At 58.0% G+C, this 22,817-nt stretch carries 26 protein-coding genes; 22 read left to right on the top strand and 4 right to left on the bottom strand.

The genetic code is table 11. The annotated features are described in order from the left end of the window. Positions 1 to 155 precede the first annotated feature (155 nt). From COL8621_RS12180 to COL8621_RS12160, 5 genes are all read left to right on the top strand, one after another. Positions 156 to 605 carry a cupin domain-containing protein gene (locus tag COL8621_RS12180; protein WP_235823854.1) on the top strand — a complete coding sequence of 150 codons (450 nt, stop codon included), beginning with the start codon at positions 156 to 158 and terminating at the stop codon, positions 603 to 605. A gap of 73 nt (positions 606 to 678) precedes the next feature. Next, entirely contained in the window at positions 679 to 1,929 is a 1,251-nt protein-coding gene (locus tag COL8621_RS12175; protein WP_093967621.1) for an MFS transporter, read from the top strand. 54 nt (positions 1,930 to 1,983) lie between these two features. Continuing rightward, the gene (gene msrA / locus COL8621_RS12170) at positions 1,984 to 2,634 is read left to right on the top strand and encodes a peptide-methionine (S)-S-oxide reductase MsrA (protein ID WP_093967620.1); all 651 of its coding nucleotides are present in this window, start codon (positions 1,984 to 1,986) and stop codon (positions 2,632 to 2,634) included. Positions 2,635 to 2,711: 77 nt separating this feature from the next. Then, on the top strand, positions 2,712 to 3,581 hold the full coding sequence (locus COL8621_RS12165) for a 50S ribosomal protein L11 methyltransferase (protein ID WP_093967619.1): 870 nt from the start codon (positions 2,712 to 2,714) through the stop codon (positions 3,579 to 3,581). Between the two features lie 104 nt (positions 3,582 to 3,685). After that, positions 3,686 to 4,033: a hypothetical protein gene (locus COL8621_RS12160; protein ID WP_093967618.1), complete on the top strand. Its 348-nt coding sequence runs from the start codon at positions 3,686 to 3,688 to the stop codon at positions 4,031 to 4,033. 79 nt (positions 4,034 to 4,112) lie between these two features. Here COL8621_RS12160 and COL8621_RS12155 read toward each other — a convergent pair whose 3' ends face one another. Continuing rightward, positions 4,113 to 4,301 carry a DUF1127 domain-containing protein gene (locus COL8621_RS12155; protein WP_093967617.1) on the bottom strand — a complete coding sequence of 63 codons (189 nt, stop codon included), beginning with the start codon at positions 4,299 to 4,301 and terminating at the stop codon, positions 4,113 to 4,115. 314 nt (positions 4,302 to 4,615) lie between these two features. Between COL8621_RS12155 and ruvC the strand changes: the two genes are divergently transcribed. The 13 genes from ruvC to ftsH all read left to right on the top strand — a co-directional run bounded on the left by ruvC (position 4,616) and on the right by ftsH (position 16,310). Next, positions 4,616 to 5,119, top strand: a complete 504-nt coding sequence (ruvC, locus tag COL8621_RS12145) for a crossover junction endodeoxyribonuclease RuvC (protein WP_093967615.1) — start codon at positions 4,616 to 4,618, stop codon at positions 5,117 to 5,119. Then, on the top strand, positions 5,116 to 5,784 hold the full coding sequence (gene ruvA / locus COL8621_RS12140) for a Holliday junction branch migration protein RuvA (protein WP_093967614.1): 669 nt from the start codon (positions 5,116 to 5,118) through the stop codon (positions 5,782 to 5,784). The genes ruvC and ruvA overlap by 4 nt, the downstream gene beginning before the upstream one ends. Before the next feature lie 3 nt (positions 5,785 to 5,787). Then, on the top strand, positions 5,788 to 6,816 hold the full coding sequence (gene ruvB, locus COL8621_RS12135; protein ID WP_093967613.1) for a Holliday junction branch migration DNA helicase RuvB: 1,029 nt from the start codon (positions 5,788 to 5,790) through the stop codon (positions 6,814 to 6,816). A gap of 43 nt (positions 6,817 to 6,859) precedes the next feature. Then, complete coding sequence (locus tag COL8621_RS12130; protein WP_093967612.1) at positions 6,860 to 7,486, top strand: hypothetical protein; 627 nt, start codon at positions 6,860 to 6,862, stop codon at positions 7,484 to 7,486. Further along, positions 7,486 to 7,878: a tol-pal system-associated acyl-CoA thioesterase gene (ybgC, locus tag COL8621_RS12125; protein ID WP_093967611.1), complete on the top strand. Its 393-nt coding sequence runs from the start codon at positions 7,486 to 7,488 to the stop codon at positions 7,876 to 7,878. The genes COL8621_RS12130 and ybgC overlap by 1 nt, the downstream gene beginning before the upstream one ends. Positions 7,879 to 7,983: 105 nt before the next feature. Continuing rightward, the gene (tolQ, locus tag COL8621_RS12120) at positions 7,984 to 8,679 is read left to right on the top strand and encodes a protein TolQ (protein WP_093967610.1); all 696 of its coding nucleotides are present in this window, start codon (positions 7,984 to 7,986) and stop codon (positions 8,677 to 8,679) included. Positions 8,680 to 8,682: 3 nt separating this feature from the next. Further along, positions 8,683 to 9,153 (top strand): protein TolR, encoded by a 471-nt coding sequence (gene tolR / locus COL8621_RS12115; protein ID WP_093967609.1) that lies wholly within the window; start codon positions 8,683 to 8,685, stop codon positions 9,151 to 9,153. Between the two features lie 13 nt (positions 9,154 to 9,166). Next, a complete protein-coding gene (gene tolA, locus COL8621_RS12110) occupies positions 9,167 to 10,291 on the top strand; it encodes a cell envelope integrity protein TolA (RefSeq protein ID WP_093968551.1) in 1,125 nt (374 codons plus the stop codon). Further along, positions 10,288 to 11,613: a Tol-Pal system beta propeller repeat protein TolB gene (gene tolB, locus COL8621_RS12105; RefSeq protein ID WP_093967608.1), complete on the top strand. Its 1,326-nt coding sequence runs from the start codon at positions 10,288 to 10,290 to the stop codon at positions 11,611 to 11,613. The genes tolA and tolB overlap by 4 nt, the downstream gene beginning before the upstream one ends. Before the next feature lie 75 nt (positions 11,614 to 11,688). Beyond that, positions 11,689 to 12,216 (top strand): peptidoglycan-associated lipoprotein Pal, encoded by a 528-nt coding sequence (pal, locus tag COL8621_RS12100; RefSeq protein WP_093967607.1) that lies wholly within the window; start codon positions 11,689 to 11,691, stop codon positions 12,214 to 12,216. A gap of 17 nt (positions 12,217 to 12,233) precedes the next feature. After that, positions 12,234 to 13,067 (top strand): tol-pal system protein YbgF, encoded by an 834-nt coding sequence (gene ybgF, locus COL8621_RS12095; protein WP_093968550.1) that lies wholly within the window; start codon positions 12,234 to 12,236, stop codon positions 13,065 to 13,067. After that, positions 13,064 to 14,317: a tRNA lysidine(34) synthetase TilS gene (gene tilS, locus COL8621_RS12090; protein WP_235823852.1), complete on the top strand. Its 1,254-nt coding sequence runs from the start codon at positions 13,064 to 13,066 to the stop codon at positions 14,315 to 14,317. Before ybgF ends, tilS begins: the two co-directional genes overlap by 4 nt. Positions 14,318 to 14,390: 73 nt before the next feature. After that, positions 14,391 to 16,310, top strand: coding sequence for an ATP-dependent zinc metalloprotease FtsH (ftsH, locus tag COL8621_RS12085; RefSeq protein WP_093967606.1), 1,920 nt, complete (start codon positions 14,391 to 14,393; stop codon positions 16,308 to 16,310). A 33-nt stretch (positions 16,311 to 16,343) separates the two neighbouring features. On the opposite strand, the gene COL8621_RS12080 is transcribed toward ftsH, so the two are convergent. After that, on the bottom strand, positions 16,344 to 17,192 hold the full coding sequence (locus COL8621_RS12080; protein WP_093967605.1) for a hypothetical protein: 849 nt from the start codon (positions 17,190 to 17,192) through the stop codon (positions 16,344 to 16,346). Between the two features lie 159 nt (positions 17,193 to 17,351). Between COL8621_RS12080 and COL8621_RS12075 the strand changes: the two genes are divergently transcribed. From COL8621_RS12075 to folD, 3 genes are all read left to right on the top strand, one after another. Next, positions 17,352 to 17,951 (top strand): MOSC domain-containing protein, encoded by a 600-nt coding sequence (locus COL8621_RS12075; protein WP_093967604.1) that lies wholly within the window; start codon positions 17,352 to 17,354, stop codon positions 17,949 to 17,951. Positions 17,952 to 18,096: 145 nt separating this feature from the next. Then, positions 18,097 to 19,773, top strand: a complete 1,677-nt coding sequence (locus tag COL8621_RS12070) for a formate--tetrahydrofolate ligase (RefSeq protein ID WP_093967603.1) — start codon at positions 18,097 to 18,099, stop codon at positions 19,771 to 19,773. A gap of 68 nt (positions 19,774 to 19,841) precedes the next feature. Next, the gene (gene folD, locus COL8621_RS12065) at positions 19,842 to 20,744 is read left to right on the top strand and encodes a bifunctional methylenetetrahydrofolate dehydrogenase/methenyltetrahydrofolate cyclohydrolase FolD (RefSeq protein WP_093967602.1); all 903 of its coding nucleotides are present in this window, start codon (positions 19,842 to 19,844) and stop codon (positions 20,742 to 20,744) included. Here folD and COL8621_RS12060 read toward each other — a convergent pair. Then, on the bottom strand, positions 20,734 to 21,177 hold the full coding sequence (locus COL8621_RS12060; protein ID WP_235823851.1) for a PaaI family thioesterase: 444 nt from the start codon (positions 21,175 to 21,177) through the stop codon (positions 20,734 to 20,736). The genes folD and COL8621_RS12060 overlap by 11 nt on opposite strands. A gap of 165 nt (positions 21,178 to 21,342) precedes the next feature. Between COL8621_RS12060 and COL8621_RS12055 the strand changes: the two genes are divergently transcribed. After that, a complete protein-coding gene (locus COL8621_RS12055) occupies positions 21,343 to 22,116 on the top strand; it encodes a LytTR family DNA-binding domain-containing protein (RefSeq protein ID WP_176438490.1) in 774 nt (257 codons plus the stop codon). On the opposite strand, the gene pdeM is transcribed toward COL8621_RS12055, so the two are convergent. Further along, positions 22,113 to 22,778, bottom strand: a complete 666-nt coding sequence (gene pdeM, locus COL8621_RS12050) for a ligase-associated DNA damage response endonuclease PdeM (protein ID WP_093967600.1) — start codon at positions 22,776 to 22,778, stop codon at positions 22,113 to 22,115. The two genes, COL8621_RS12055 and pdeM, sit on opposite strands and share 4 nt — an antisense overlap. Between the last annotated feature and the right edge of the window lie 39 nt (positions 22,779 to 22,817).

The raw sequence follows: 22,817 nt of genomic DNA, 5'->3' as shown, positions 1-22,817 counted from the left end.
AATGCTTGTGCGCCTTCGCCGGTCATTCTGCTTTGATCCAGATCAGCAAAACTGGCCAAAAACCGACATTATCGGTGTCGCGTGTGGGCGCGCAGAAAGGGCCGATCCTAGCGAATCTAGATTTATCAGGGTCGCGGCGTAAGGGAGTTGGCGCGATGGGAGTAGAGCAAGAAAAGTTCGACGCTGCGCAGCCGTTTGTTGCGCTGATGAAGCCTCCGGGAAAATCGTTCAGCGTGGACGCCAGTCAATTGGTGACAGAGGGCGGGACTGATCCGGCTTTTGGGACCGTTATGTGGCGCACGTTGATCTGCGCTGACCGAACGCCTTCGGCGGGAATGGTGCTGGGCGTTGCAGAGTTTGGCCCCTATGGCACCTTACTGCCACACCGCCATGCCCCGGCCGAGTTTTATCTGGGCCTTACCGGCAACGGGACCGTTACGGTTGATGGCGTTGCGCATCTGATTGCGCCCGGCGTTGCGATCTATTTGGACGGCGATGCCGAGCATGGCGTTGTGGCCGGCCCTGAAGGGCTTAGCTTTGCTTATGGCTTTCCGACCAACCGTTTTGCCGATGTCGCCTACCGCTTCAGCGCAAGCAACGATTGACGCACGGTTAATGTGCGGTCGGGTTGCAGTTTACCTCTCGCCTTTCTGAGGGCGGGAGCCTAATGCATTCAACATGCATAGAATTCTGAAACTCTTTGAGCGGGTTCCGCTTGCCGCCACGTCTGATCTTCCGCGTTGGCGTCAGCCCATTGTTCTGCTGGCCCTGATGGCTGTGGCGATGCCCGTCGGGTTTGCCACGTGGTCCGCGCTTTTGAACAACTTTGTGATCGAGGTCGCGGGCTTCACCGGTGTCGAAATCGGCTGGTTGCATACAGTGCGCGAAATTCCGGGGTTTCTGGCCGTAGGGGTGATCGCGCTGATCATCTTTATGCGAGAGCAGGTTTTGGGCCTTGTGTCCTTGGCAATGCTGGGTGTCGCGACCGCCGTCACAGCGTGGTATCCATCCTTGGGGGGCATTCTGACGATCACAATGATCAGTTCGATTGGGTTTCATTATCATGAGACCGTCAACCAATCGCTTCAGTTGCAGTGGATCGAACGGGATAAGGCGCCACAGGTCTTGGGCTGGCTGGTCGCCATCGGGTCCGGTTCGGCGTTGGTGGCCTATGGGTTGATCGTTGCCAGTTGGAAGGCGTTCGAACTGTCCTATAATTTCGTTTACATGATTTCGGGCGGGTTCACGGCGCTTGTCGCGCTGATTTGCTTTTTTGCCTACCCACAGTTCGAAGCCCCACATCCGCAGCTTAAAAAGATGGTCCTGCGCCGCCGTTACTGGCTGTATTATGCGCTACAATTCATGTCTGGCGCGCGGCGTCAGATTTTCGTTGTTTTTGCGGCCTTCATGATGGTCGAACGGTTCGGGTTTGAGGTGCACGAGGTTACTGCGCTGTTCCTGATCAACTTTGTCGCCAACATGGTGTTTGCGCCCTTGATGGGCCGCGCTGTCGGAAAATTCGGAGAACGCCGGATTCTGATGTTCGAATATGTCGGGCTGGTCGGTGTGTTCCTTGCATATGGCGGTATCTATTACTTTGGCTGGGGCGTTTTGCTGGCGTCGATCCTTTATGTGGTCGATCACTTGTTCTTCTCGCTTGCGTTCGCGTTGAAGACCTATTTCCAAAAGATCGCGGATCCGGGTGATATCGCGCCAACAGCGGCGGTTGCGTTTACCATCAACCACATCGCGGCGGTCTTTTTGCCCGCGTTTCTGGGATACCTTTGGGTCACGTCGCCGGGCGCGGTTTTCGTGCTGGCGTCTGCGATGGCGGCTGCGTCGTTTGGGCTGGCGATGTTGATTCCGCGCCATCCTGAGCGGGGGAATGAAACCGTGTTCACCAAATACGCACCGACCCCGGCAGAGTAGGTTTTTCAGTGTCGGGCGCTATATTCTGATAAGATAGAATAGAAGGAGACTGCGATGTTTGCTTTTGCCCGAAAGAAAACCGAAATGGTCGCCCCTGATGCTGCGCTTCCGGGGCGGGACGTGCCGTTGGCGACTGCGCAAACTCATTTCGTGAATGGGCGTTTGCTGAAGGCGGATGTGCCGGGTGGAATGCAGGAAGCCATGTTTGGTATGGGCTGCTTTTGGGGTGTCGAACGGGTGTTCTGGTCGCTTGAAGGCGTTTACCTTTCGATGGTGGGTTATGCGGGGGGCTTCACCCCGAACGCGACCTACGAAGAGGTCTGTACCGGCCAGACTGGTCATAACGAGGTCGTGCGCGTCATTTTTGATCCGGCGGTTATTGCTTACGATGAATTGCTGCGGGTGTTTTGGGAAGGGCACAATCCGACCCAAGGGATGCGCCAAGGCAACGACATGGGCACGCAATACCGTTCTGGGATCTACACCTACAACGACGCACAGCAGCAGACCGCCGAACACAGCAAGGCGATCTTTCAGGAACGGCTTAACGCGGCTGGGCTGGAAAGCATTACAACTGAAATCATCCCTGCGCCGCAGTTCTATTACGCCGAAGATTACCATCAGCAGTATTTGGCGAAAAACCCGAACGGGTACTGTGGGCTGGGCGGCACAGGCGTAAGCTGCCCGATTGGCACCGGTGCGTGACGGGTACGTGTTGTAAGCTTGACCAGCCCTCTGCAGCGGCCTAGGCGCAGAGGGTAAGAAATTTATCGGAGCGTCGAATGCCTACCTTTACTGCCCTAACGACCCTTCCCGGCAAAGCCAGCGCGGACGCGCTGGGCGAGGCGCTGGAAAATCTGGTTCCGGAACCAACAGGCATTGGCGTTTTCGAAATCGAAGACGGTTCTGGCCTTTGGGAAGTGGGCGGTTATTTCATCGAGGCCCCCAACGCGATTGAGCTTGCCCTTTTGGCAAAGATGCACGGGGCAAAGGATTTCACGGTCTCAGAAGTGCCAGACCAAGATTGGGTCGCGAAAGTGCGGCGTGATCTGGCACCGGTCGAAGCTGGACGGTTCTTTGTTTACGGCAGTCACGACTCTGACAAGGTTCCCGCAGGCCGCGTGCCGTTGTTGATTGAGGCCGCAATGGCCTTTGGCACCGGGCACCACGGTACGACACTTGGCTGTCTGCGTGCATTGGACCGTTTGGCCGATGGCGGCTTCCACGGGCATAACGTGGTCGATATCGGCTGCGGGACCGCGGTTCTGGGCATGGCTGCCGCCAAGATCTGGCCGGAAACGGTTCTGGCCTCGGATATTGATCAAGTGGCCGTCGAAGTTGCAGAGGCAAATGTGGACGCCAACGGTCTGTCGGGACGCGTGAAATGCGTAGAGGCGGCCGGTTTTGACAATCCCGTACTGACCGCGGCTGCGCCTTTTGATTTGGTCTTTGCCAATATCCTGAAAGGCCCGCTTGTGGCGCTTGCACCCGACATGAGTCGCTATATCGCGCCGGGTGGCTATGCGATTCTCTCAGGTATTTTGAACCAACAAGCCGACGAAGTTGCCGCTACGTACACTAAAAACGGCTTTATTGTTGAAAGCCGCGACGAAATCGCGGACTGGACGACGCTTTGTCTTAAAAAGAGCTAACAGTTCGCCATATTTTCGCCCTGTTTTCAACCTAGTATGGCCTTGGTGAGAGTGGGATAGGCTTCGTGCGTCGGGTGGACGTCGAGTTTGTAAGGATTGGTGTAATGGTGGATCCATATATTCAGGAATTTCAGGGCCGGTTGCGCCGTGTAGAAAAAATTCATCGTAGGGGCGGCGGCTTTGAAGCGGCGGGAACGCTGGGCCGTTCGTACTATACAAGTGCTGCGCGCAAGAAATCTTTCGTGCGTCCGTTCTTGTTGACGCTGACAGGGGCGATGCTGTTCAAAGCATTCCTTCTTATGCAGATCGGTGAGCTTGATTATCGCGAACGCGTAGAAGCCTTGAAAAGCGGTACGCAGGTCGAAGTAGCCGGTGCCTATGTTATGCAGGCTGACCCGATCACTGTGTGGTTGGCGAATAACGCTAAGGCAATGCTGAAGGCAGTCTTCTAAGACCTTCGGTTTCTTAAAAAGAAAACCCCGCTCGGCACGGCCGTGGCGGGGTTTTCTTTTTTTGGTACTTGGCTTCGGATCAAGCGAAGTTTTCAATATCGCAACGCATCAGCCCAATATCATCAAGTTGCCAGTCGCTTAATGTGCTTAGCGCCTTGCGTGTGACGCGTACATCATTCCAGCGCCCCACGGTGCTGCGCAGCCGCCAAATGCGGCCAGCCATTGCGCGGCCAAAGGCAACTGGGCGGGCGGTAAAAGTTCCAGCCATCTTTGTCGTCCTTATTCCAAGAAAACTTAGGGGCATTGCGCCCCGATAATTCGGCAATTAGGCGCGAAAATCGCTCCTCACAAGCGGGATTTTTGCATGCCTCATATGCGGTTTTTGCATGGGAAAATGCTCCGCTGCGCCGCCGTGTAAAAAGCCGTTTTCGGTGTCGTAATTGGCGCCCGTAACGACGAATTTGCGCGGTCGATTCGGGAAAGCGGCGATGCCTAGCTGTAGGTAGGTGATTTGCATTAGGGCTAGGCGATGTTCACCATTCGTGCTACTGCGTCAGAAAAGACACAACAATCGGGGCGAGCATGCGTGTATTGGGGGTGGACCCTGGCCTTCGCAACATGGGGTGGGGCGTGATCGACGTTAAGGGGTCGCGCATTACTCATGTGGGAAACGGAATTTGCCATTCGTCCAGTGGTACGTTGGCCGACCGTTTGTTGAGCCTTCACAGGCAGCTTACCGATGTCATCACTCAGTTCAGTCCGGAAACCGCAGCGGTCGAACAGACCTTTGTGAACAAAGATGCCGTGGCGACGCTAAAGCTGGGGCAGGCGCGCGGTATTGCGTTGTTGGTGCCTGCGCAGGCGGGGCTTGAGGTTGGGGAATACGCGCCGAATGCGGTCAAAAAGGCCGTTGTTGGGGTTGGGCATGCGGCCAAGGCGCAGGTTGATCATATGGTTAGGCTGCAATTGCCGGGCGTGAATATTGCCGGGCCGGACGCGGCGGATGCGTTGGCTGTTGCGCTGTGTCATGCTCATTATGCGCAATCGGCTGGGCGACTGGCGGCAGCAGTAAAGGCGGCGACATGATCGGCAAGATTTCGGGGCGTTTGGATTATCGCGGGGCAGACCACGTGCTGATCGATGTGCGCGGTGTTGGGTATATGGTGTATGTGTCCGACCGGACCATGGCCGCCCTTCCCGGACCGGGCGAGGCTGTTTCGCTTTATACCGACCTTTTGGTGCGCGAAGATTTGCTTCAGTTGTTTGGCTTTCCCTCGCTTGTCGAAAAAGAATGGCATCGCCTGTTGATGAGCGTTCAGGGGATTGGGGCGAAGGCCTCGATGTCAATTCTGGGCACTTTGGGGGCGGACGGGGTGTCCCGCGCCATCGCATTAGGGGATTGGAACGCGGTAAAGGCCGCCCCCGGTGTGGGCCCAAAGACGGGCCAGCGCGTGGTGTTGGAACTGAAAGACAAGGCGCCGTCTGTCATGGCGATGGGCGGCACCCTTCCGGCGGCGATGGGCGATGAACCGGCCGAGGTGATCGAAGGCGAAGCCAAAGCACCGCCAAAACCCGCAGCACCAGCCCCATCGGCATCAGCGCAGGCCGAAGCTTTGTCGGCACTGGGGAACCTTGGCTATGCGCCGGGCGAAGCGGCAGGCGCGGTGGCCGAAGCGGCGGGGAACGATCCGTCGGCGGATACCTCGGCCCTGATCCGGGCGGCGCTGAAGCTGCTTGCGCCAAAGGGATAAAAGATGAGCGAACCCGACCCAACTCTGCGCCCCGAAGCCCGCCCCGAAGATGCCGACCGTGCCTTGCGCCCGCAGTCTCTGGATGAATTCATCGGCCAAGCCGACGCCCGCGCCAACCTGAAGATTTTCATCGAATCCGCCAAGATGCGCGGCGAGGCGATGGATCACGCGTTGTTCCACGGCCCGCCGGGTTTGGGGAAAACGACGCTAGCGCAGATCATGGCGCGCGAATTGGGGGTGAATTTCCGCATGACCTCTGGCCCGGTGTTGGCCAAGGCGGGCGATCTGGCGGCGATCCTGACGAACCTTGAGGCACGCGATGTACTGTTCATCGACGAAATCCACCGGCTGAACCCCGTGGTGGAAGAGGTGCTTTACCCCGCGCTGGAAGATTACGAGCTTGATCTGGTGATCGGCGAAGGCCCCGCCGCGCGGACGGTTCGAATTGAACTTCAACCTTTTACGCTGGTCGGGGCGACAACGCGGCTTGGCCTGTTGACCACACCGCTGCGCGACCGGTTTGGCATTCCGACCCGCCTGCAATTTTACACCGTCGAAGAGTTGAATGAGATTGTGACCCGTGGCGCACGCCTGTTGGGTGTTCCAGCAGACCCGGAAGGGGCGCGTGAAATCGCGAAACGGGCACGTGGCACGCCGCGTATCGCCGGGCGCTTGTTGCGCCGCGTTCTGGATTTTGCGGTCGTCGAAGGGGACGGGCGTATCACCCAATCCATCGCTGACGGTGCGTTGACCCGGCTTGGAGTGGATCACCTTGGCCTTGACGGGGCCGACCGGCGCTATCTTCGGCTGGTGGCCGAAAACTATGCGGGTGGTCCAGTGGGGATCGAGACCCTGTCTGCCGCGCTAAGTGAAAGCCGGGATGCATTGGAAGAGGTGATCGAGCCATTCTTGTTGCAACAAGGCCTGATCCAGCGAACGCCACGCGGGCGGATGCTGGCACAAAAGGCGTGGTCGCATCTGGGCATGGCTGCGCCAAAAGCGCCGGGGCAGACTGACCTGTTTGACGGTTAGGTGTGTTTGACCGTATCCCACCCGCAAGCAAAAGGTAGGTTTCATGGCATCGCCCGACGATATTCAGCCCTTATTCACCCGCGCAGACGGTCAGTACGTGTTCGCCCGTTGGGGGCGCCCCATCGTTCCCATCGTTTTTGGGGTGGAAGATGAATCGCTAAAGGTCATCAAAGGCGCCTGCGAGGCGGTCGTGGCATTGGCAGGTCACAAGATGGCCGAAACCGACCCAGAGCTTGGCGCGAACCTGATGGTGTTCTTCTTTCGCGATTGGGCGGAACTGTTGGACACTCCGAACCTGGACAAGCTGGTGCCCGATCTGGAAACCCGTGTTGAACGGTTGCAGCAGGCGGGCGCGAACCAGTACCGGTTTTTCCGTTTTGATGACGACGGGGCGATTCAGGCGGCGTTTGTGTTTCTTCGCATGGACGAGGCGCTGGCCGATATGCCCGCTGAAACGCTGGCCTTGGGACAGATGGTTCAGATCATCTTGCTTTGGTCCGATGTCGTCTTTTCCACGAAAAGCCCGCTTGGCCTAACGCCCGAGGGCGCGACGGTGTTGCGGCCCGAAATCGCTGATGTGATCCGTGCGGCCTATGACCCGGTGATGCCAGCGGCGGCACGCGATGCCAGCCACGCTTTGCGCCTTGCAGCGCGGATCGGGGGCAACTGATGGCACATCGTTTTCCGGTTCGGGTCTATTACGAAGACACTGATGTTGCTGGCATCGTCTATTACGCCAACTATTTCAAATTCATCGAACGTGGCCGCAGCGAATGGGTGCGTGAACTGGGCCTGGATCAGGCCCGGATGAAGAAAGAGGGCCTGTTTTTCGCCGTGCGTAAGGTTGAGGCCGATTTCCTGCGCCCAGCCCTTTATGATGATCAGTTGATCGTCGAAACGGTCCCCGAAGCGGTCACTGGCGCGCGCTGTATTCTGATGCAGCGGGTGCTGCGCGGTGACGAAGTTCTGTTCACGGCACGGGTCACCTTGGTTGCGGTCATGGAAAGCGGCTATCCGGCCCCGATCCCGGCAGATATTCGCCGATTGTTGACGGATGGTTAGGCGCAATCGCGTGATGACGCGGTTGTGTTGGCAATTCCCCTAAAAACCAGCTACGGTCTGACGTAATCAGAGCTGCACAAACGCGGCCCAAAAACGAGCAGGCATATGGAAACCCAAACCCTTGCGATGGCGCAGGAGATCGATTTCTCCATGCTCGCCCTTTTCGCACGTGCGACTTTCGCAGTTAAAATCGTAATGTTGATGTTGATTATTGCTTCCTTCTGGAGCTGGGCGATCATCATCCAAAAAACCATCACGTATCGCGCAACCCGCAAAGGGGCCGGCGCGTTTGACGAGTCCTTTTGGTCAGGCGAGCCGCTGGACGAGCTGTACGAAAAAATCGGGCCAGAGCCCGCAGGCCCGTCTGAACGGATTTTTGCAGCAGGGATGACTGAATGGCGCCGCAGCCACCGCCAAGATGGCGGGCTGATCCCTGGCGCGGCTCCGCGGATTGACCGGTCGATGGATGTTGCCATCGCGAAAGAGGCCGAAGGGCTGAACGGTGGTCTGTCTTTCCTTGCGACAGTCGGGTCCACCGCGCCGTTCATCGGGCTGTTTGGTACCGTCTGGGGTATCATGAACGCCTTTGAAGAGATTGCCTTGCAGCAGGACACCAGCCTTGCAGTTGTTGCGCCCGGTATTGCCGAGGCGTTGCTGGCGACCGCGCTTGGCCTGTTGGCCGCGATCCCTGCCGTTGTGTTTTACAACAAGCTTTCGGCAGACAGCGACCGGATCATCGGTGGCTATGAGGCCTTCGCGGACGAATTCTCTACGATCCTTTCGCGCCAGTTGGATAGCTGAGCGATGGGCGCGGGTGTTGTTCAGCGCAAGGGTGGTAACCGGCGGCGTCGCAGCCGGGGCCATTCTGCCGCGATGTCGGAAATCAACGTCACGCCATTCGTTGACGTCATGTTGGTGCTGCTGATCATCTTTATGGTCGCCGCGCCCTTGTTGACCGTCGGCGTGCCGGTAGAGCTGCCCAAAACCGCAGCAGAGGCTTTGCCGACGGAACAAGAAGAGCCGCTGACCGTTACCTTGACGGTGGATGGGTTGATCATGCTTCAGACAACAGAAACGCCTGAGGATCAGTTGGTGCCAAAGCTGCGCGCGATCGCGGCAGAGCGCGAGAATGACAAGATCTTCCTGCGCGCGGATGGGGCCATTCAGTACGAACGGGTCATTCAGGTCATGGGCGCGTTGAACGCGGCCGGTTTTCGCAACATCGGCCTTGTGACCGACACAGGCGGGCCGACCCTTGATGGGCAAGACGGGTAAGGCAGAGGCCTTCATGAACAAGGGCATCTATATTTCGGGCATCGGGCATATCGGCCTGATCGTCTGGGTTTTGGTCGGCGGGCTGTTTTCCAGTGACCGCACCGAACCCCTTGACGTGGCCGAAGTGTCGATCATTTCTGGCGAGGAATTTGCGGCGCTGACGGCGCCCGCCTCGGCTCCGCGCGCAACGCAGGACACGCAGGAACCCACGCCTCCCGCGTCAGAGCAGCCAGTTACGCCCACGCCAACACCTGATACGACGCCCGAAACGCCGGCCCGTCCTGATGTATCGCAGCCCGAACAACCCGACGCGGCCCCCGATGTCAGCGAAATTGAGCCTTTGCCGCAGGCCGAAGTGACGGACGAAGCACCAACGCCGCCTGCGCCCCCGACCGAAGACAACGGCACAACCCTGTTGACGCAAAGCACGCGCCCACGCCCCGCCCCACGCGTGGCACCGGTGCCTGCGGCGCAGCCAACCCCGGATGCCGAAGTGTCGGATACAGTGACCGAAGCAACCGTTCCCACGCCCGAGCCAGAGCCGGAAGTGGTGAAGCCACCCGTTGAAACCGCGACAGCCCCGGAAGAGGCGACAACCGAAATCGTGACCGAGGCAGAAGAAAAGCCCGACGCGGAAACCAGCCTTACCTCTTCCATGCGCCCACGTTCGCGCCCCGCACGCCCGACAAAACCTGCGCCGTCAACGCAGAAGGCCGCCAAGCCCGCAGACGTCCAAAGCTCGGTTAACGATGCCTTGGCCGAAGCACTTGGTGGCGGCGCCACGGAAACCTCAGGCAACGGATCTGCCCCAGTTGGGCCCCCCATGACCAGCGGCGAAAAAGACGCGCTGCGGATTGGGGTTCAACGGTGCTGGGTTGTCGATGCCGGATCAGAGGCGGGACGCATTACCGTGACGGTCGCGATGTCGCTGACCGAAGACGGCAAGGTGGCTGGCAACAGTATCAAGATGATCGCAAATTCTGGCGGATCGGATCAGGCTGTTAACAGCGCGTTCCAATCGGCCCGTCGCGCTATTTTGCGGTGCCAGCAAAACGGCTATGATCTGCCGAAAGAGAAATACGCCCAGTGGCGCGATGTTGAAATGACATTCAATCCTGAAAAGATGAGGATCAAATGATGTTACGAGTGCTGACCCTCCTTGCGGCCCTTATGGGGTTTGCTGCTGTACCTGCAATCGCGCAGAACGGACCGTTGCGGATTGAAATCGACGAAGGGGTAATCGAACCGATGCCCTTCGCGGTGCCTGACTTTGTGGCGGAAAACGCTGCGGCGGCAGAAATGGCGCGTAACATCAGCCGGGTCGTGGCGGCGGATTTGGTGAACACCGGCCTGTTCCGTGAGATCCCGAAAGAAGCATTCATCGCGAGCGTTACGAATTTCGACAGCCCCGTCCAATATGCGGATTGGAAGGCGATCAACGCTCAGGCGCTTGTCACCGGCGCGGTCAGTGTTGGGTCAGACGGGCGGCTGAACGTGAAGTTCCGCCTGTTGGATGTGTTTGCGGACGCCCCGCTGGGCGATGGTCTGCAATTCGGCGGTACAACGTCAAGCTGGCGTCGCGTGGCGCACAAAGTGGCCGATCAGGTTTATTCGCGCATCACCGGCGAAGGCGGGTATTTTGACAGCCGTGTTGTGTATGTTGCCGAAACTGGCCCAAAGAATGACCGTAAAAAGCGGTTGGCAATCATGGATTATGACGGGGCCAACACGCAGTACCTGACTGACAGTACGTCCATCGTGCTTGCGCCGCGGTTTTCGCCAAATGGCGACCGGGTGCTTTATACCAGCTATGAAACCGGTTTCCCGCGGATCTATCTGTTGGATGTCGCCACGGTGGGGCGTCGTGCGGTTGATGACCAATCTGGCACCATGACGTTTTCGCCGCGCTTTGGCCCGGATGGCAGCACAGTTCTTTATTCGGCCTCGCAAGGTGGGAACACCGATCTGTTCAGCATGAACCTTGGCGGTGGCCAACGCGCGCGCCTGACATCATCGCCTTCGATTGAAACCGCGCCAAGCTATTCCCCTGACGGAAGCCGCATCGTGTTTGAAAGTGATCGTTCGGGCACGCAGCAGCTTTACATCATGTCAGCAGGCGGCGGAGAGCCTCAGCGGATCAGTTTTGGCAGCGGGCGTTATTCCACACCCGTTTGGTCGCCGCGTGGTGATTACATTGCCTTCACAAAGCAGAACAAGGGCCGTTTCCATATTGGTGTTATGCGCACCGATGGCTCCGAAGAGCGTTTGTTGACCGCGTCTTTCTTGGATGAAGGGCCGACATGGTCGCCCAACGGGCGTGTCATCATGTTCTCGCGCGAAACGGCGGGGGCAGGGGGCACTTCTGCGCTTTACTCGGTCGATATCTCGGGGCGGAACCTTCGCAAGATCTCGGTCGACGGGGCGGCATCTGATCCTGCGTGGTCGCCCTTGCTGCCGTAAGCGTGCGTTTCCAAAACCGCGTCTGACTGATATGCTGGGCGCAATCGAGCAAAAAACGACAACAGGAATTGTCAGATGAAAACTCTTACCAAATCTATTCTTCTTGTGGCTGCGCTTGGCCTGTCCGCATGTACCAACCCCGACCGGTTCGCCGATAGCGGCTCTGCCGGTGGCGTTGGCGCAGGGGCTGGCACTGGTTTTGACAGTGGTGCCGCTGGTGGCGTGAATGATCCGCGTTCGGTTGCGTATTTCCAACAGACGGTCGGTGATCGTGTGCTGTTCGCCGTTGATCAAAGCACGCTGGGTGATACCGCACGCGGAACGCTTGAAGGACAGGCACAGTGGCTTCTGACGAACACAGATTACAGCGTTATCATCGAAGGCCACGCCGATGAGCAGGGCACACGCGAATATAACCTTGCACTTGGTGCGCGCCGCGCCAACGCTGTAGAGGAATATTTGGTTTCGCGCGGGGTTTCGCCCGCACGTGTACGTGTGGTTAGCTACGGCAAGGAACGTCCGATCGAAATTTGCTCGGATGAGACATGTTATGCCAAGAACCGTCGGGCTGTTACCGTGGTTACGGCTGGCCTGAGCAGTTAAGGAGCGACAGTTCAATGATGCGGTTTGGGGCAGTTTGCCTTTCGGTGTGTCTTTCGCTGGGCGCGACAGGCGCGGGCTTTGCGCAAAGCAGTGATGAAACGCTGGCTGATATTCGCCAGCAATTGTCGGTGCTTTACGTGGATGTGCAGCGCCTAAAACGCGAGCTTTCGACAACTGGTGGTGCCCAGCAGGGCATCGCCGGTGGTTCAGCGTTGCAACGGATCGACAGCATTGAACAACAGCTTCAGCGCCTGACAGCGCGCAGCGAAGAATTGGAATTCCGTATCAACCAGATCGTCGGGGACGGTACCCGGCGCATTGGTGATCTGGAATTCCGCCTTTGTGAGCTGGAAACCAATTGCGACATTGGCCAGCTTGGTGAAACGACAACTTTGGGCGGGGCTGGCCAAGCCTCCACCACTGCACCGGTTCCGGTTGCACAGCCTGACACCGGCGGCGCGGAATTGGCGGTGGGTGAACAGGCAGACTTTGATCGGGCGAAGGCGGCGCTCGATTCCGGTGACTTTCAAGGGGCTGCGGAAAAGTTTGCGACCTTTACCCAGACCTATCCAGGTGGGCCGCTAAGCGGCACCGCGCATTTCCACCGGGGCGAGGCGTTGCATAACACGGGCCAAACCGCCGATGCGGCCCGCGCGTTTTTGGAAAGCTTTTCTGGTGCGCCCGATGGCCCGCGTGCGCCCGAAGCGTTGTATCGTCTAGGCTCTTCGCTGAACGACCTTGGGCAAACGCGCGAGGCATGTGTGACACTTGGCGAAGTTGGTGCGCGTTTTCCGGCATCCTCTGTTGCGGGTGAAGCGACGGCGGCCCGCAACGCGATTGGCTGCAATTGACGGATGCGCAGCAACCACTGACCAACACATTCGCCTTGGCGCTTCCTGCGGTTCTTGATGGCCCGCTGGGTCTGGCCGTTTCCGGGGGCGGTGACTCAATGGCGATGTTACACCTCGCCGCTGACCACGCGCGGGAAACTGGCCTTAGAATTCACGCGGTTACAGTCGATCACGGGTTACGCCCCGAAGCGGCCGAGGAAGCCGCGTTTGTTGCCGCAACCTGCGCCGAACTTGGCCTGCCACATGATGTTCTTGAATGGCGGGGCTGGGATGAAACCGGCAATCTTCAGGCAGAGGCCCGCAAGGCTCGCTATAGGCTGATGGCCGACTGGGCAAAGGCGCACGGTATTTCAACAATCGCGCTGGCCCATACGGCGGACGATCAGGCGGAAACCTTTCTGATGCGTCTGGCGCGCGAGGCGGGCGTTGATGGCTTGTCCGGTATGGCGCAAAGCCGCGCGGGGAATGGTGTTACGTGGCTGCGCCCGTTGCTTTTGGCGCGGCGGCAGCAGCTTCGCGATTATCTGAGCCAGAATGGCCACGCATGGCGCGATGATCCGTCGAACGAAGACACCAAGTATGAACGTATCCGTGCGCGCGAAGTTCTGGCCGCCCTTGGCCCACTTGGCATTGATGCGCAGGTGCTGTCCGGGGTGACGCGGCACATGGCGTCGGCTCGCCACGCGTTAGAGGTGCAGACCCGCGCAGAGGCCGAAGCCTGCGCCCGGATCGATGCGGGCGACGTGCTGTTGGCGCGGCGTTCTTTGGCGACTTTGCCACCCGAAATCACCCGGCGCATCCTAGGCCACGCATTGAAATGGGTCGCGTCGGCAGAATTCGCCCCACGTGCGACAAAGCTGCATGATTTCAGCGCATCGGTGATTGCTGGCGACGATGCAATGCTTCATGGATGCCGCGCCATGATCGAAGGAAATACCGTTCGCATCACCCGCGAATACCACGCGGTGCGCGAAAAAACCGTGGCGAGTGATGCCGTTTGGGATGGTCGCTGGCAGCTTTCCGGCCCTGTTGCCAATGGGTTGCAGGTTCGCGCCCTTGGCGAGGCGGGATTGCTGGAATGCCCCGATTGGCGCGAAACTGGCCTGCCGCGTGCGACACTTGCCGCGTCCCCCGCCGTTTGGCGCGATGATGTGTTGATCGCAGCACCACTGGCCGGGCTTGATAACGAATGGGATGCGGAACTTGTTTCCGGGGCCGAAAGCTTCTTTGAATCCATTATATCGCATTGAACCTGCGCAGCTTATCTCTATTTTAGAGTAATCGGTCGCACCGCACCGCGGCCACTAGTTCAGGGAGCTCATCGTGGGTAACGCACGAAACATCGCCTTTTGGGTCGTATTATTTCTTTTGATCCTGGCCTTGTTCAACCTTTTCAGCGGTGGTCAATCGACCATGGCGACACAGACAATGAGCTATTCAGAGTTCCTTTCAAGCGTTGAGGATGGTGATGTCACCGCTGTAACGCTTGATGGTGAAAAGGCGCTGATCCGCAGCGCGGACGGAACCACCTATACGGCCATCGTGCCCGAAGGTGTTGATCTGACCGATCGCCTTGTTGAAAAGAACGTTGATGTAACCGCCAAAGCGCAGGAAAAATCCGGGCTGTTGGCTTATGTTGGTACGCTGCTGCCATTCCTTATTCTGATCGGCATCTGGATCTTCCTGATGAACCGCATGCAGGGTGGGGGCCGTGGCGGCGCGATGGGCTTTGGCAAAAGCCGCGCCAAGCTGCTGACCGAAAAGCATGGCCGCGTCACGTTTGACGATGTTGCCGGCATCGACGAAGCCAAAGAAGAGCTGGAAGAGATTGTTGAATTCCTGCGCAACCCGCAGAAGTTCAGCCGCCTTGGTGGTAAAATTCCAAAAGGCGCGTTGCTGGTGGGCCCTCCGGGTACTGGTAAAACGCTTTTGGCGCGTGCCATTGCTGGCGAAGCTGGCGTACCGTTTTTCACCATCTCGGGTTCTGACTTCGTAGAGATGTTCGTTGGTGTTGGTGCATCCCGTGTGCGCGACATGTTCGAACAGGCGAAAAAGAACGCCCCGTGCATCGTGTTCATCGACGAAATTGACGCCGTTGGCCGTTCGCGTGGTGTTGGCTATGGCGGCGGTAACGACGAACGCGAACAGACGTTGAACCAGCTGCTGGTCGAAATGGACGGCTTTGAGGCGAACGAAGGTATCATCATCGTCGCCGCCACCAACCGTCCTGACGTTCTTGACCCTGCGCTGTTGCGCCCGGGCCGTTTCGACCGTCAGGTTCAGGTTCCGAACCCAGACATTAAAGGCCGCGAAAAGATCTTGGGCGTGCATGCGCGCAAAGTGCCGCTGGGCCCTGATGTTGATCTGCGTATCATCGCGCGCGGTTGCCCGGGCTTTTCCGGTGCCGATCTGGCCAACCTTGTGAACGAGGCTGCGCTGATGGCCGCCCGTATCGGTCGCCGGTTTGTCACGATGGAAGATTTCGAAAACGCCAAAGACAAGGTCATGATGGGCGCAGAGCGTCGTTCGATGGTCATGTCTGAGGATGAGAAAAAGCTGACCGCCTATCACGAGGCTGGCCATGCGATTGTGGGCCTGAACGTCCCGCAGCATGACCCCATCCACAAGGCGACAATCATCCCGCGCGGTCGTGCGTTGGGTCTGGTTCTGTCGCTGCCTGAGCGCGATCAGCTAAGCGTGACTTACACCAAATACACCTCCAAAATCGCGATGGCGATGGGCGGTAAGGTGGCCGAAGAGTTGATCTTTGGTAAAGAGAATGTCACCTCGGGTGCTGCGTCTGATATTCAGCAGGTCACGAAAATCGCCCGCGCGATGGTGACGCAGTTCGGCATGTCTGAAACGCTGGGCAACATCGATTACGCGAACGAACAGCAGTCTTATCTTGGAAACTCTCAAGGGCCGGCAAATGCCTCGCCTGAGACGCAGGAAAAGATTGACGAAGAAGTGCGCAAGATCGTTGACGAAGGTTACGAGACTGCCAAGCGTATTCTGACCGAAAAGAATGAGGATCTGCATCGTTTGGCGCAGGGCTTGTTGGAATATGAAACGCTGACCGGGAATGAGATCACCAAGGTGATCGCAGGCGAGCCGCTGAACCGTGGCGACGACGAAGACACCCCACCGGACAGCGGCAACACGCCTTCGGTTACGGCGATCCCGAAAACGGCCAAGCCGAAACCGCCAGCAGATGGCGGGCTAGAGCCGGAACCGACTGCGTAAAGCAAAGACTGAAGAAAAATGAAGCGCCGTTCCCTACGTAGGGAGCGGCGTTTTCTGTTTTTGATGGTGGTTACGATAGGCCCGATAGAATTCTGTCACTAGGCCGACAAGAACCAAAAAGCGCACAGAAGTCAGAACGATCAACGCCAGAGCCGCCATCCAGTTGCCCCAGTTCCCGTATGTGGAGCGCCAGCCGTACTGCACGATCAAGATAGACCGTTCGGCAAAATGAAAGGCCAACTGCGCGAGGGTGACGGCCAATACGATGTGAGCTATATTCCGAACCGCAAATTTTAGAGTGGCCCCAAATGGAACAGTTTCACCTGCCGCAATGCCCGGCAAGCTGAGGCCAAAAAAGGTCCAGCTGAAAGCGAATGCAAGTGCCACTAGGCCAGAATCCACGAACATGAGTGCTTCGAGGTGGAACCGGAGGCCAAGCGCATCTCGTCCAGCATCGGTATAAAGCCAGTCTTTCAACAGAAGGGCGGGCCAGCTCAGCGCCAGCATGACAATGGCGACGAAGATGCACACGATACTGCAACGCAATAGATAGCGCCAACGCGGTTGTCCTTTGATCGCCTTGCCCAGCGATGCTTGATTTAACAATCTACGGTGCCACGCAATTGCGACGCTGATGGTGATGGCGATCGTTATCAATAAGAGCGCCAGTAAGTATACCCAAGTGGCATAGGGGGAAGGTAAGATTGGCGGAAAATGTAGCGAAAGCGGATCGGTCGGCGCGGCATCAAGGTCAAAGATATGACGAGGGAAATAAGCGAGTTCCATAAACAAAACGGCGGGCAACACGATTAAAGCCCCAAATCGCCAATTCTGCCCGACTGCGACGATAGCCCTGTATAAAACGTTGAATCCCAGCACCATAGTGTCCCTTTTTACAATGGACCGTATTCGGGCCATTAAGGGCGGTCCAGTCAAGCGATAGGTGTTGACGCGCCAATTTGAAGCCTCATTGTCTGGTTCCACCTGTCGCGCCTTCAGACCATTGCGCCACGGGTGCTGGCGCAAATTGAGGGAGCAACAATGCCTGCACTAAAACCAACAGAATTCAGCGCCAAAATCGTTTGGCTTGGCTGCGTTTCGGATCGCGAAACCAGCCTGATGGCCGAACCGTTGAACGAGGTGACAGCGCGCTTTTCCGGGGTGGATGGCGAAGAGCATGCCGGGATTACCCGCCCTTCTTGTTCGCGCGTCCTGTCACAGTACGAACGAAACACCGAAATCCGCAACGTGCGCCAATTTTCGGTTCTGTCTGCCGAAGATATCGCTGCTATCGCCGCCGAGATGGGAATTGATGCGCTGGACCCGGCGTGGCTGGGTGCGTCGATCGTGGTCGAGGGAATACCGGATTTCACGCACATCCCTCCGTCGTCGCGCCTGCAAAATCAGGATGGCACAACGCTGACCGTCGATATGGAAAACCGGCCCTGTCAGCTTCCTGCCAAGGTGATCGAAGGGGTCCTGCCTGGAAAAGGACGCGCGTTCAAACCGGCAGCCGTTGGGCGGCGCGGGGTCACCGCGTGGGTCGAACGCGAGGGCCGCTTGGCCATAGGTGACACGCTGACCCTGCATGTGCCCGACCAGCCCGCATGGGTGCATTTGGGCGTTGCACGCGGGAAATAGTCGCGTTTGCTCGGCATCGGTTTTTACCTGAAAATAGCATAAGACGGTTCCGTGGCGGGAAATGTCGGAATTGCATCTCTTTGACAGGATTACGCCCGCTATAGCCGAAAGAGGGCCGTAATCGCGGCACAGGGAGGTAAGATTAATGGAATATAAGACCGATATCGAAATCGCACGAGAGGCTCAGAAACAGCCAATTCAGGAAATTGGCGCAAGGCTGAGCATTCCAAGCGAACATTTGCTTCCCTATGGCCATGACAAAGCGAAGGTCGGCGAAGAGTTCATTAAATCCATCCAAGGTCGCCAAAACGGCAAGCTGATTTTGGTGACCGCCATCAACCCCACCCCCGCGGGTGAGGGGAAGACGACAACCACGGTGGGCCTTGGCGACGGGTTGAACCGGATCGGCAAGAAGGCGGCGATTTGTATCCGAGAGGCGTCGTTGGGCCCGTGCTTTGGCATGAAAGGTGGCGCAGCGGGTGGCGGATACGCGCAAGTCGTCCCGATGGAAGAGATGAACCTTCACTTTACCGGCGATTTCCACGCGATCACCAGCGCGCATAACCTGCTGGCCGCGATGATAGACAACCACATCTATTGGGGCAATGAGCTTGAGATCGATCAGCGCCGCGTCGTTTGGCGCCGGGTGCTGGATATGAACGACCGGGCGTTGCGCGATACTGTGACCTCGCTTGGCGGGGTGGCGAACGGATTTCCCCGCCAGACAGGGTTCGACATCACGGTTGCGTCGGAGGTGATGGCCATTCTGTGCCTTGCTACCGATCTGGAGGATTTGCAGCGCCGTTTGGGCGATATCATTGTCGCCTATCGCCGCGACCGCACGCCGATCTATTGCCGCGACATCAAGGCCGACGGCGCGATGACGGTGCTGTTGAAGGATGCGATGCAGCCTAACCTTGTGCAGACGTTGGAAAACAACCCGGCCTTTGTGCATGGTGGCCCGTTTGCGAATATCGCGCATGGCTGCAATTCAGTCGTGGCGACGACGACGGCGTTGAAGCTGGCGGATTATGTGGTGACAGAGGCCGGTTTCGGGGCCGATCTGGGCGCAGAGAAATTCCTTAACATCAAGTGCCGCAAAGCGGGGCTTGCGCCGTCTGCGGTTGTGGTTGTCGCCACAGTCCGCGCGATGAAGATGAACGGCGGGGTCGCCAAGGCCGATCTTGGCGCGGAAAATGTGGATGCGGTAAAGGCGGGCTGCCCGAACCTTGGCCGCCATATCGAAAACATCAAATCCTTCGGGGTTCCGGTCGTTGTTGCCATCAACCACTTCGTCACCGACACGGATGCAGAGGTTCAGGCGGTGAAGGACTACGTTGCCTCGCAGGGCAGCGAGGCGATCTTGTGCCAGCATTGGGCCAAGGGGTCCGAAGGCACGGAAGAGCTTGCCACCCGCGTGGCAGAAATTGCCGATGCAGAAACGTCCGATTTCGCGCCGATCTATCCCGACGACATGCCGTTGTTCGAAAAGATCGAAACCATCGCCAAAGGCATTTACCGCGCGGATGCGGTTGTGGCCGATCAAAAGATCCGCACGCAGCTTAAGGATTGGGAAGAGGCCGGATATGGCAACCTGCCGGTCTGCATGGCCAAGACGCAGTACAGCTTTACCACCGATCCCACGGTGCGGGGCGCGCCGACCGGGCACAGCATCCCTGTGCGCGAGGTGCGCTTGTCCGCCGGGGCCGGGTTTATCGTGGTCATCTGCGGAGAGATCATGACCATGCCCGGCCTGCCGCGCGTCCCCTCGGCCGAGGCGATCGGGCTGAATGACGATGGCCAGATCGAAGGCCTGTTTTAGCGGCTTGAGAATGCGCTTGGCCTGCCATAGGACAGGCAGGCCAGACGTGACATGAAGGAGCGCGAAACATGCCAGCACAGATCATCGACGGAAAAGCATTTGCCGAGCAGGTGCGCGGTAAGGTTGCAGCCCATGTCGCCCGCCTGAAAGAGGTTCACGGCATCACCCCCGGCCTGGCCGTTGTGCTGGTCGGTGAAGACCCGGCAAGTCAGGTATACGTCCGCAGCAAGGGCAAGCAGACGATTGAGGTTGGCATGGCCTCGTTCGAACATAAGCTGCCCGTTGAAACGCCCGAGGCCGATCTGGTGGCCTTGTTGGATAAGCTGAATGCTGACCCGTCTGTTCACGGTATTCTGGTGCAGCTTCCCCTGCCAAGTCACATCAACGAAGATTTGGTGATCAACCGGATCGACCCGGCCAAGGATGTGGACGGGTTCCACATTTCAAACGTGGGATTGTTGGCCACAGGGCAAAAAGCGATGGTGCCTTGCACGCCACTGGGTTGCCTGATGATGCTGCGCGAACAGCACGGATCACTGTCGGGCATGAACGCGGTTGTGGTGGGGCGTTCCAACATCGTTGGTAAACCGATGGCCCAGCTTTTGCTGCGCGATAGCTGCACGGTGACGGTTGCGCATTCCCGGACCAAGGACATTCAGGCCGTGTGCCGTCAGGCCGACATCGTCGTTGCCGCCGTTGGCCGCCCGGAAATGATCGACGGCGACTGGATCAAACCCGGTGCGACGGTGATCGACGTGGGCATCAACCGCATTCCTGCGCCCGAAAAAGGCGAAGGCAAAACCCGGCTTGTAGGCGATGTTGATTTCGAAAGCGCCGCAAAGGTTGCCGGTGCGATCACGCCCGTTCCCGGTGGTGTCGGCCCGATGACGATTGCGTGCCTGTTGGCGAACACGCTGACGGCGTGCTGTCGGTCAAACGACCTGCCGGAACCTGCTGGCCTTACGGCTTAGGTGCCATTGGCACAATCGTTCCAAGCAGGGTGGCGACATGAGTCTGCGCGCCATCCTCGGCTTCGGCCATGACATCGGCGCGGGTCACCACAAGGCGGCGACCTGCGCGAATGACCTCTGCGTTTGCGATCAGGCGTTTGCCTTGCGCGGGGGCAAGCAGATGGATTTTCATCTCGCTTGTTAAAACGCCGTATCCCACGTCCAAAGTGCTGAGCGCGGCGCAACCGCAAGCGACATCACCAATCGCAAAACTGGCCGCAGCATGGGCGAATCCGTTTTGTTGTGTGATGGCTGGCCCGATCGGAGCGCCGATAGAGCATTTACCGGCAGAAATAGAAAAAATTTCCGCGTCGAGAGTTTTCATCATACCCTGAGACGAAAAAGCTTCGTGCACCATGGCTTCGATGTTCTGATTTATAAGGGAAGGCGCCAATGAAATGACCTTTGAAAAGAACGAAGTTTTTGGATATTGGCTGGCAAGAACCCGCTTTGGCAATCGAATTGCCGACGCGTCATTGAAATTTAAGCTTTTCCACAGGGGGAACTGGCGGTAACTGCTTTTTCGTGTATGCCGATTTTTGATTCATTAGGGCGTGTTATGGCCTCGCTGAAAAAAGAATTTTTCGAAGCGATGAAGTCTCCAGCCCTGTATGTTGCTTGGTTGGTTGTATCTGGGATGGTGGCTTACGCCGGCCCATTCGGTACTTATGACGGTTTCCCACTTACAAAACGCTTGATCTATTGGCCGACGGTTGTTGCCGTTGGGATCGTGTTGGGCATCGCCGTCAGGCTGTCTGTTCAAAGACTGATCACTGGGGGAGGGTTTTGGCCGGTGGTTGTTGTTTCATCGGGATGTATGGGGGTTTGCTTCGCAGTCCCACTGACGGCATTCACCCGGTTCATGGCGTCCGGGACCACAGCACATGTGCCAAGTCTTTTGGAAATGTCGTTCTTGGTGTTCGTCGCTGGCATTGGTGTTGGGGCGATCCGGCTGTTGCTGAGCACCCCATCGCCACGGCAGAAGCCGGAAGCGGAGGCGGAGGAAAAAGAAAAAGTCGTTCGGCCACGTTTGCTTGATCGGATTGAGCCGGGCCTTCAAGGCGAAGTCCTGAAGTGCGAGGTGTTCGATCACTATGTCGCGCTGACCACCGAAAAAGGCCAAGCGCGCCTTTTGATGCGTTTTTCGGATGCAATCGCAGAACTGGACGGTGTTGATGGGTTGCAGGTTCACCGATCCCATTGGGTTGCGACCAATGCCATTGAAAGCCAGTCGGTGGAAAGTGGGCGGCTGTTTTTGACGCTGAAAGATGGAAGTCGCGTGCCGGTCAGCCGCAACTATCGCCCTGTTGTTGAAGAACGCGGATTGTTTTAGGCGCGCGGCATCGGAATCGCATATGCGGTTTTACCGGTAAGCACCGCCAGCGCCTTTGGCCCCATCAATGCCGCCAATACCTTCTCATCCGTGCGCAGGCCGCCCGTGTAGGTGCCATAGGCGGGCATAATGACCCTTTGCTTATCAATCAGGAAACAGGGGCGCGACAGGGCCGCTCCTTGGGCGCTAAGGCGTGCTTTGGGGTGGTAGTGGCCCGAAACCTCTGCCTTGGCGCTGGGGGCCGCGATATGGCGGAAGGTAAGGGGGGATTGATGAAGCTCTGCCAGATGGGTGCCGCCAAAGGCCGTTGGGCCAGGGTCATGGTTTCCCTCAATCCAAATCCAGCGACGTCCGGCCATCAGGCGCATCAGCCACTGGGTTTCAGCATCAGGCAGGTTTTCCATCGCAGACAGGTCGTCGAACGTGTCGCCAAGGCAGATAACGGTCTGGGCGGCGGTTGCTTCTATGTCGGCCTCTAGCCGGGCTAGGGTGTCGCGCACTTCGTATGGTGGCAACATGGTGCCGCCGCGCCGTGCGATACGTTCGGACTTGCCCAGGTGCAGGTCCGACACCGTCAGAACACGCGGCTCTGCCCACCACAGCGCACCAGAGGGAAGGGCGGTAAGCACAGCACCGTTCAGAGAAAATTCAAACCCGCTCATTCTATGTGGAGTGGTGGAAGTATTGGTCATTTGCAAGTC

Source organism: Actibacterium lipolyticum, assembly GCF_900184935.1.
Classification (GTDB): domain Bacteria; phylum Pseudomonadota; class Alphaproteobacteria; order Rhodobacterales; family Rhodobacteraceae; genus Actibacterium_A; species Actibacterium_A lipolyticum.
The sequence above is the reverse complement of the archived record's forward strand: the minus strand, read 5'-3'. Positions and strand labels throughout refer to the sequence as shown.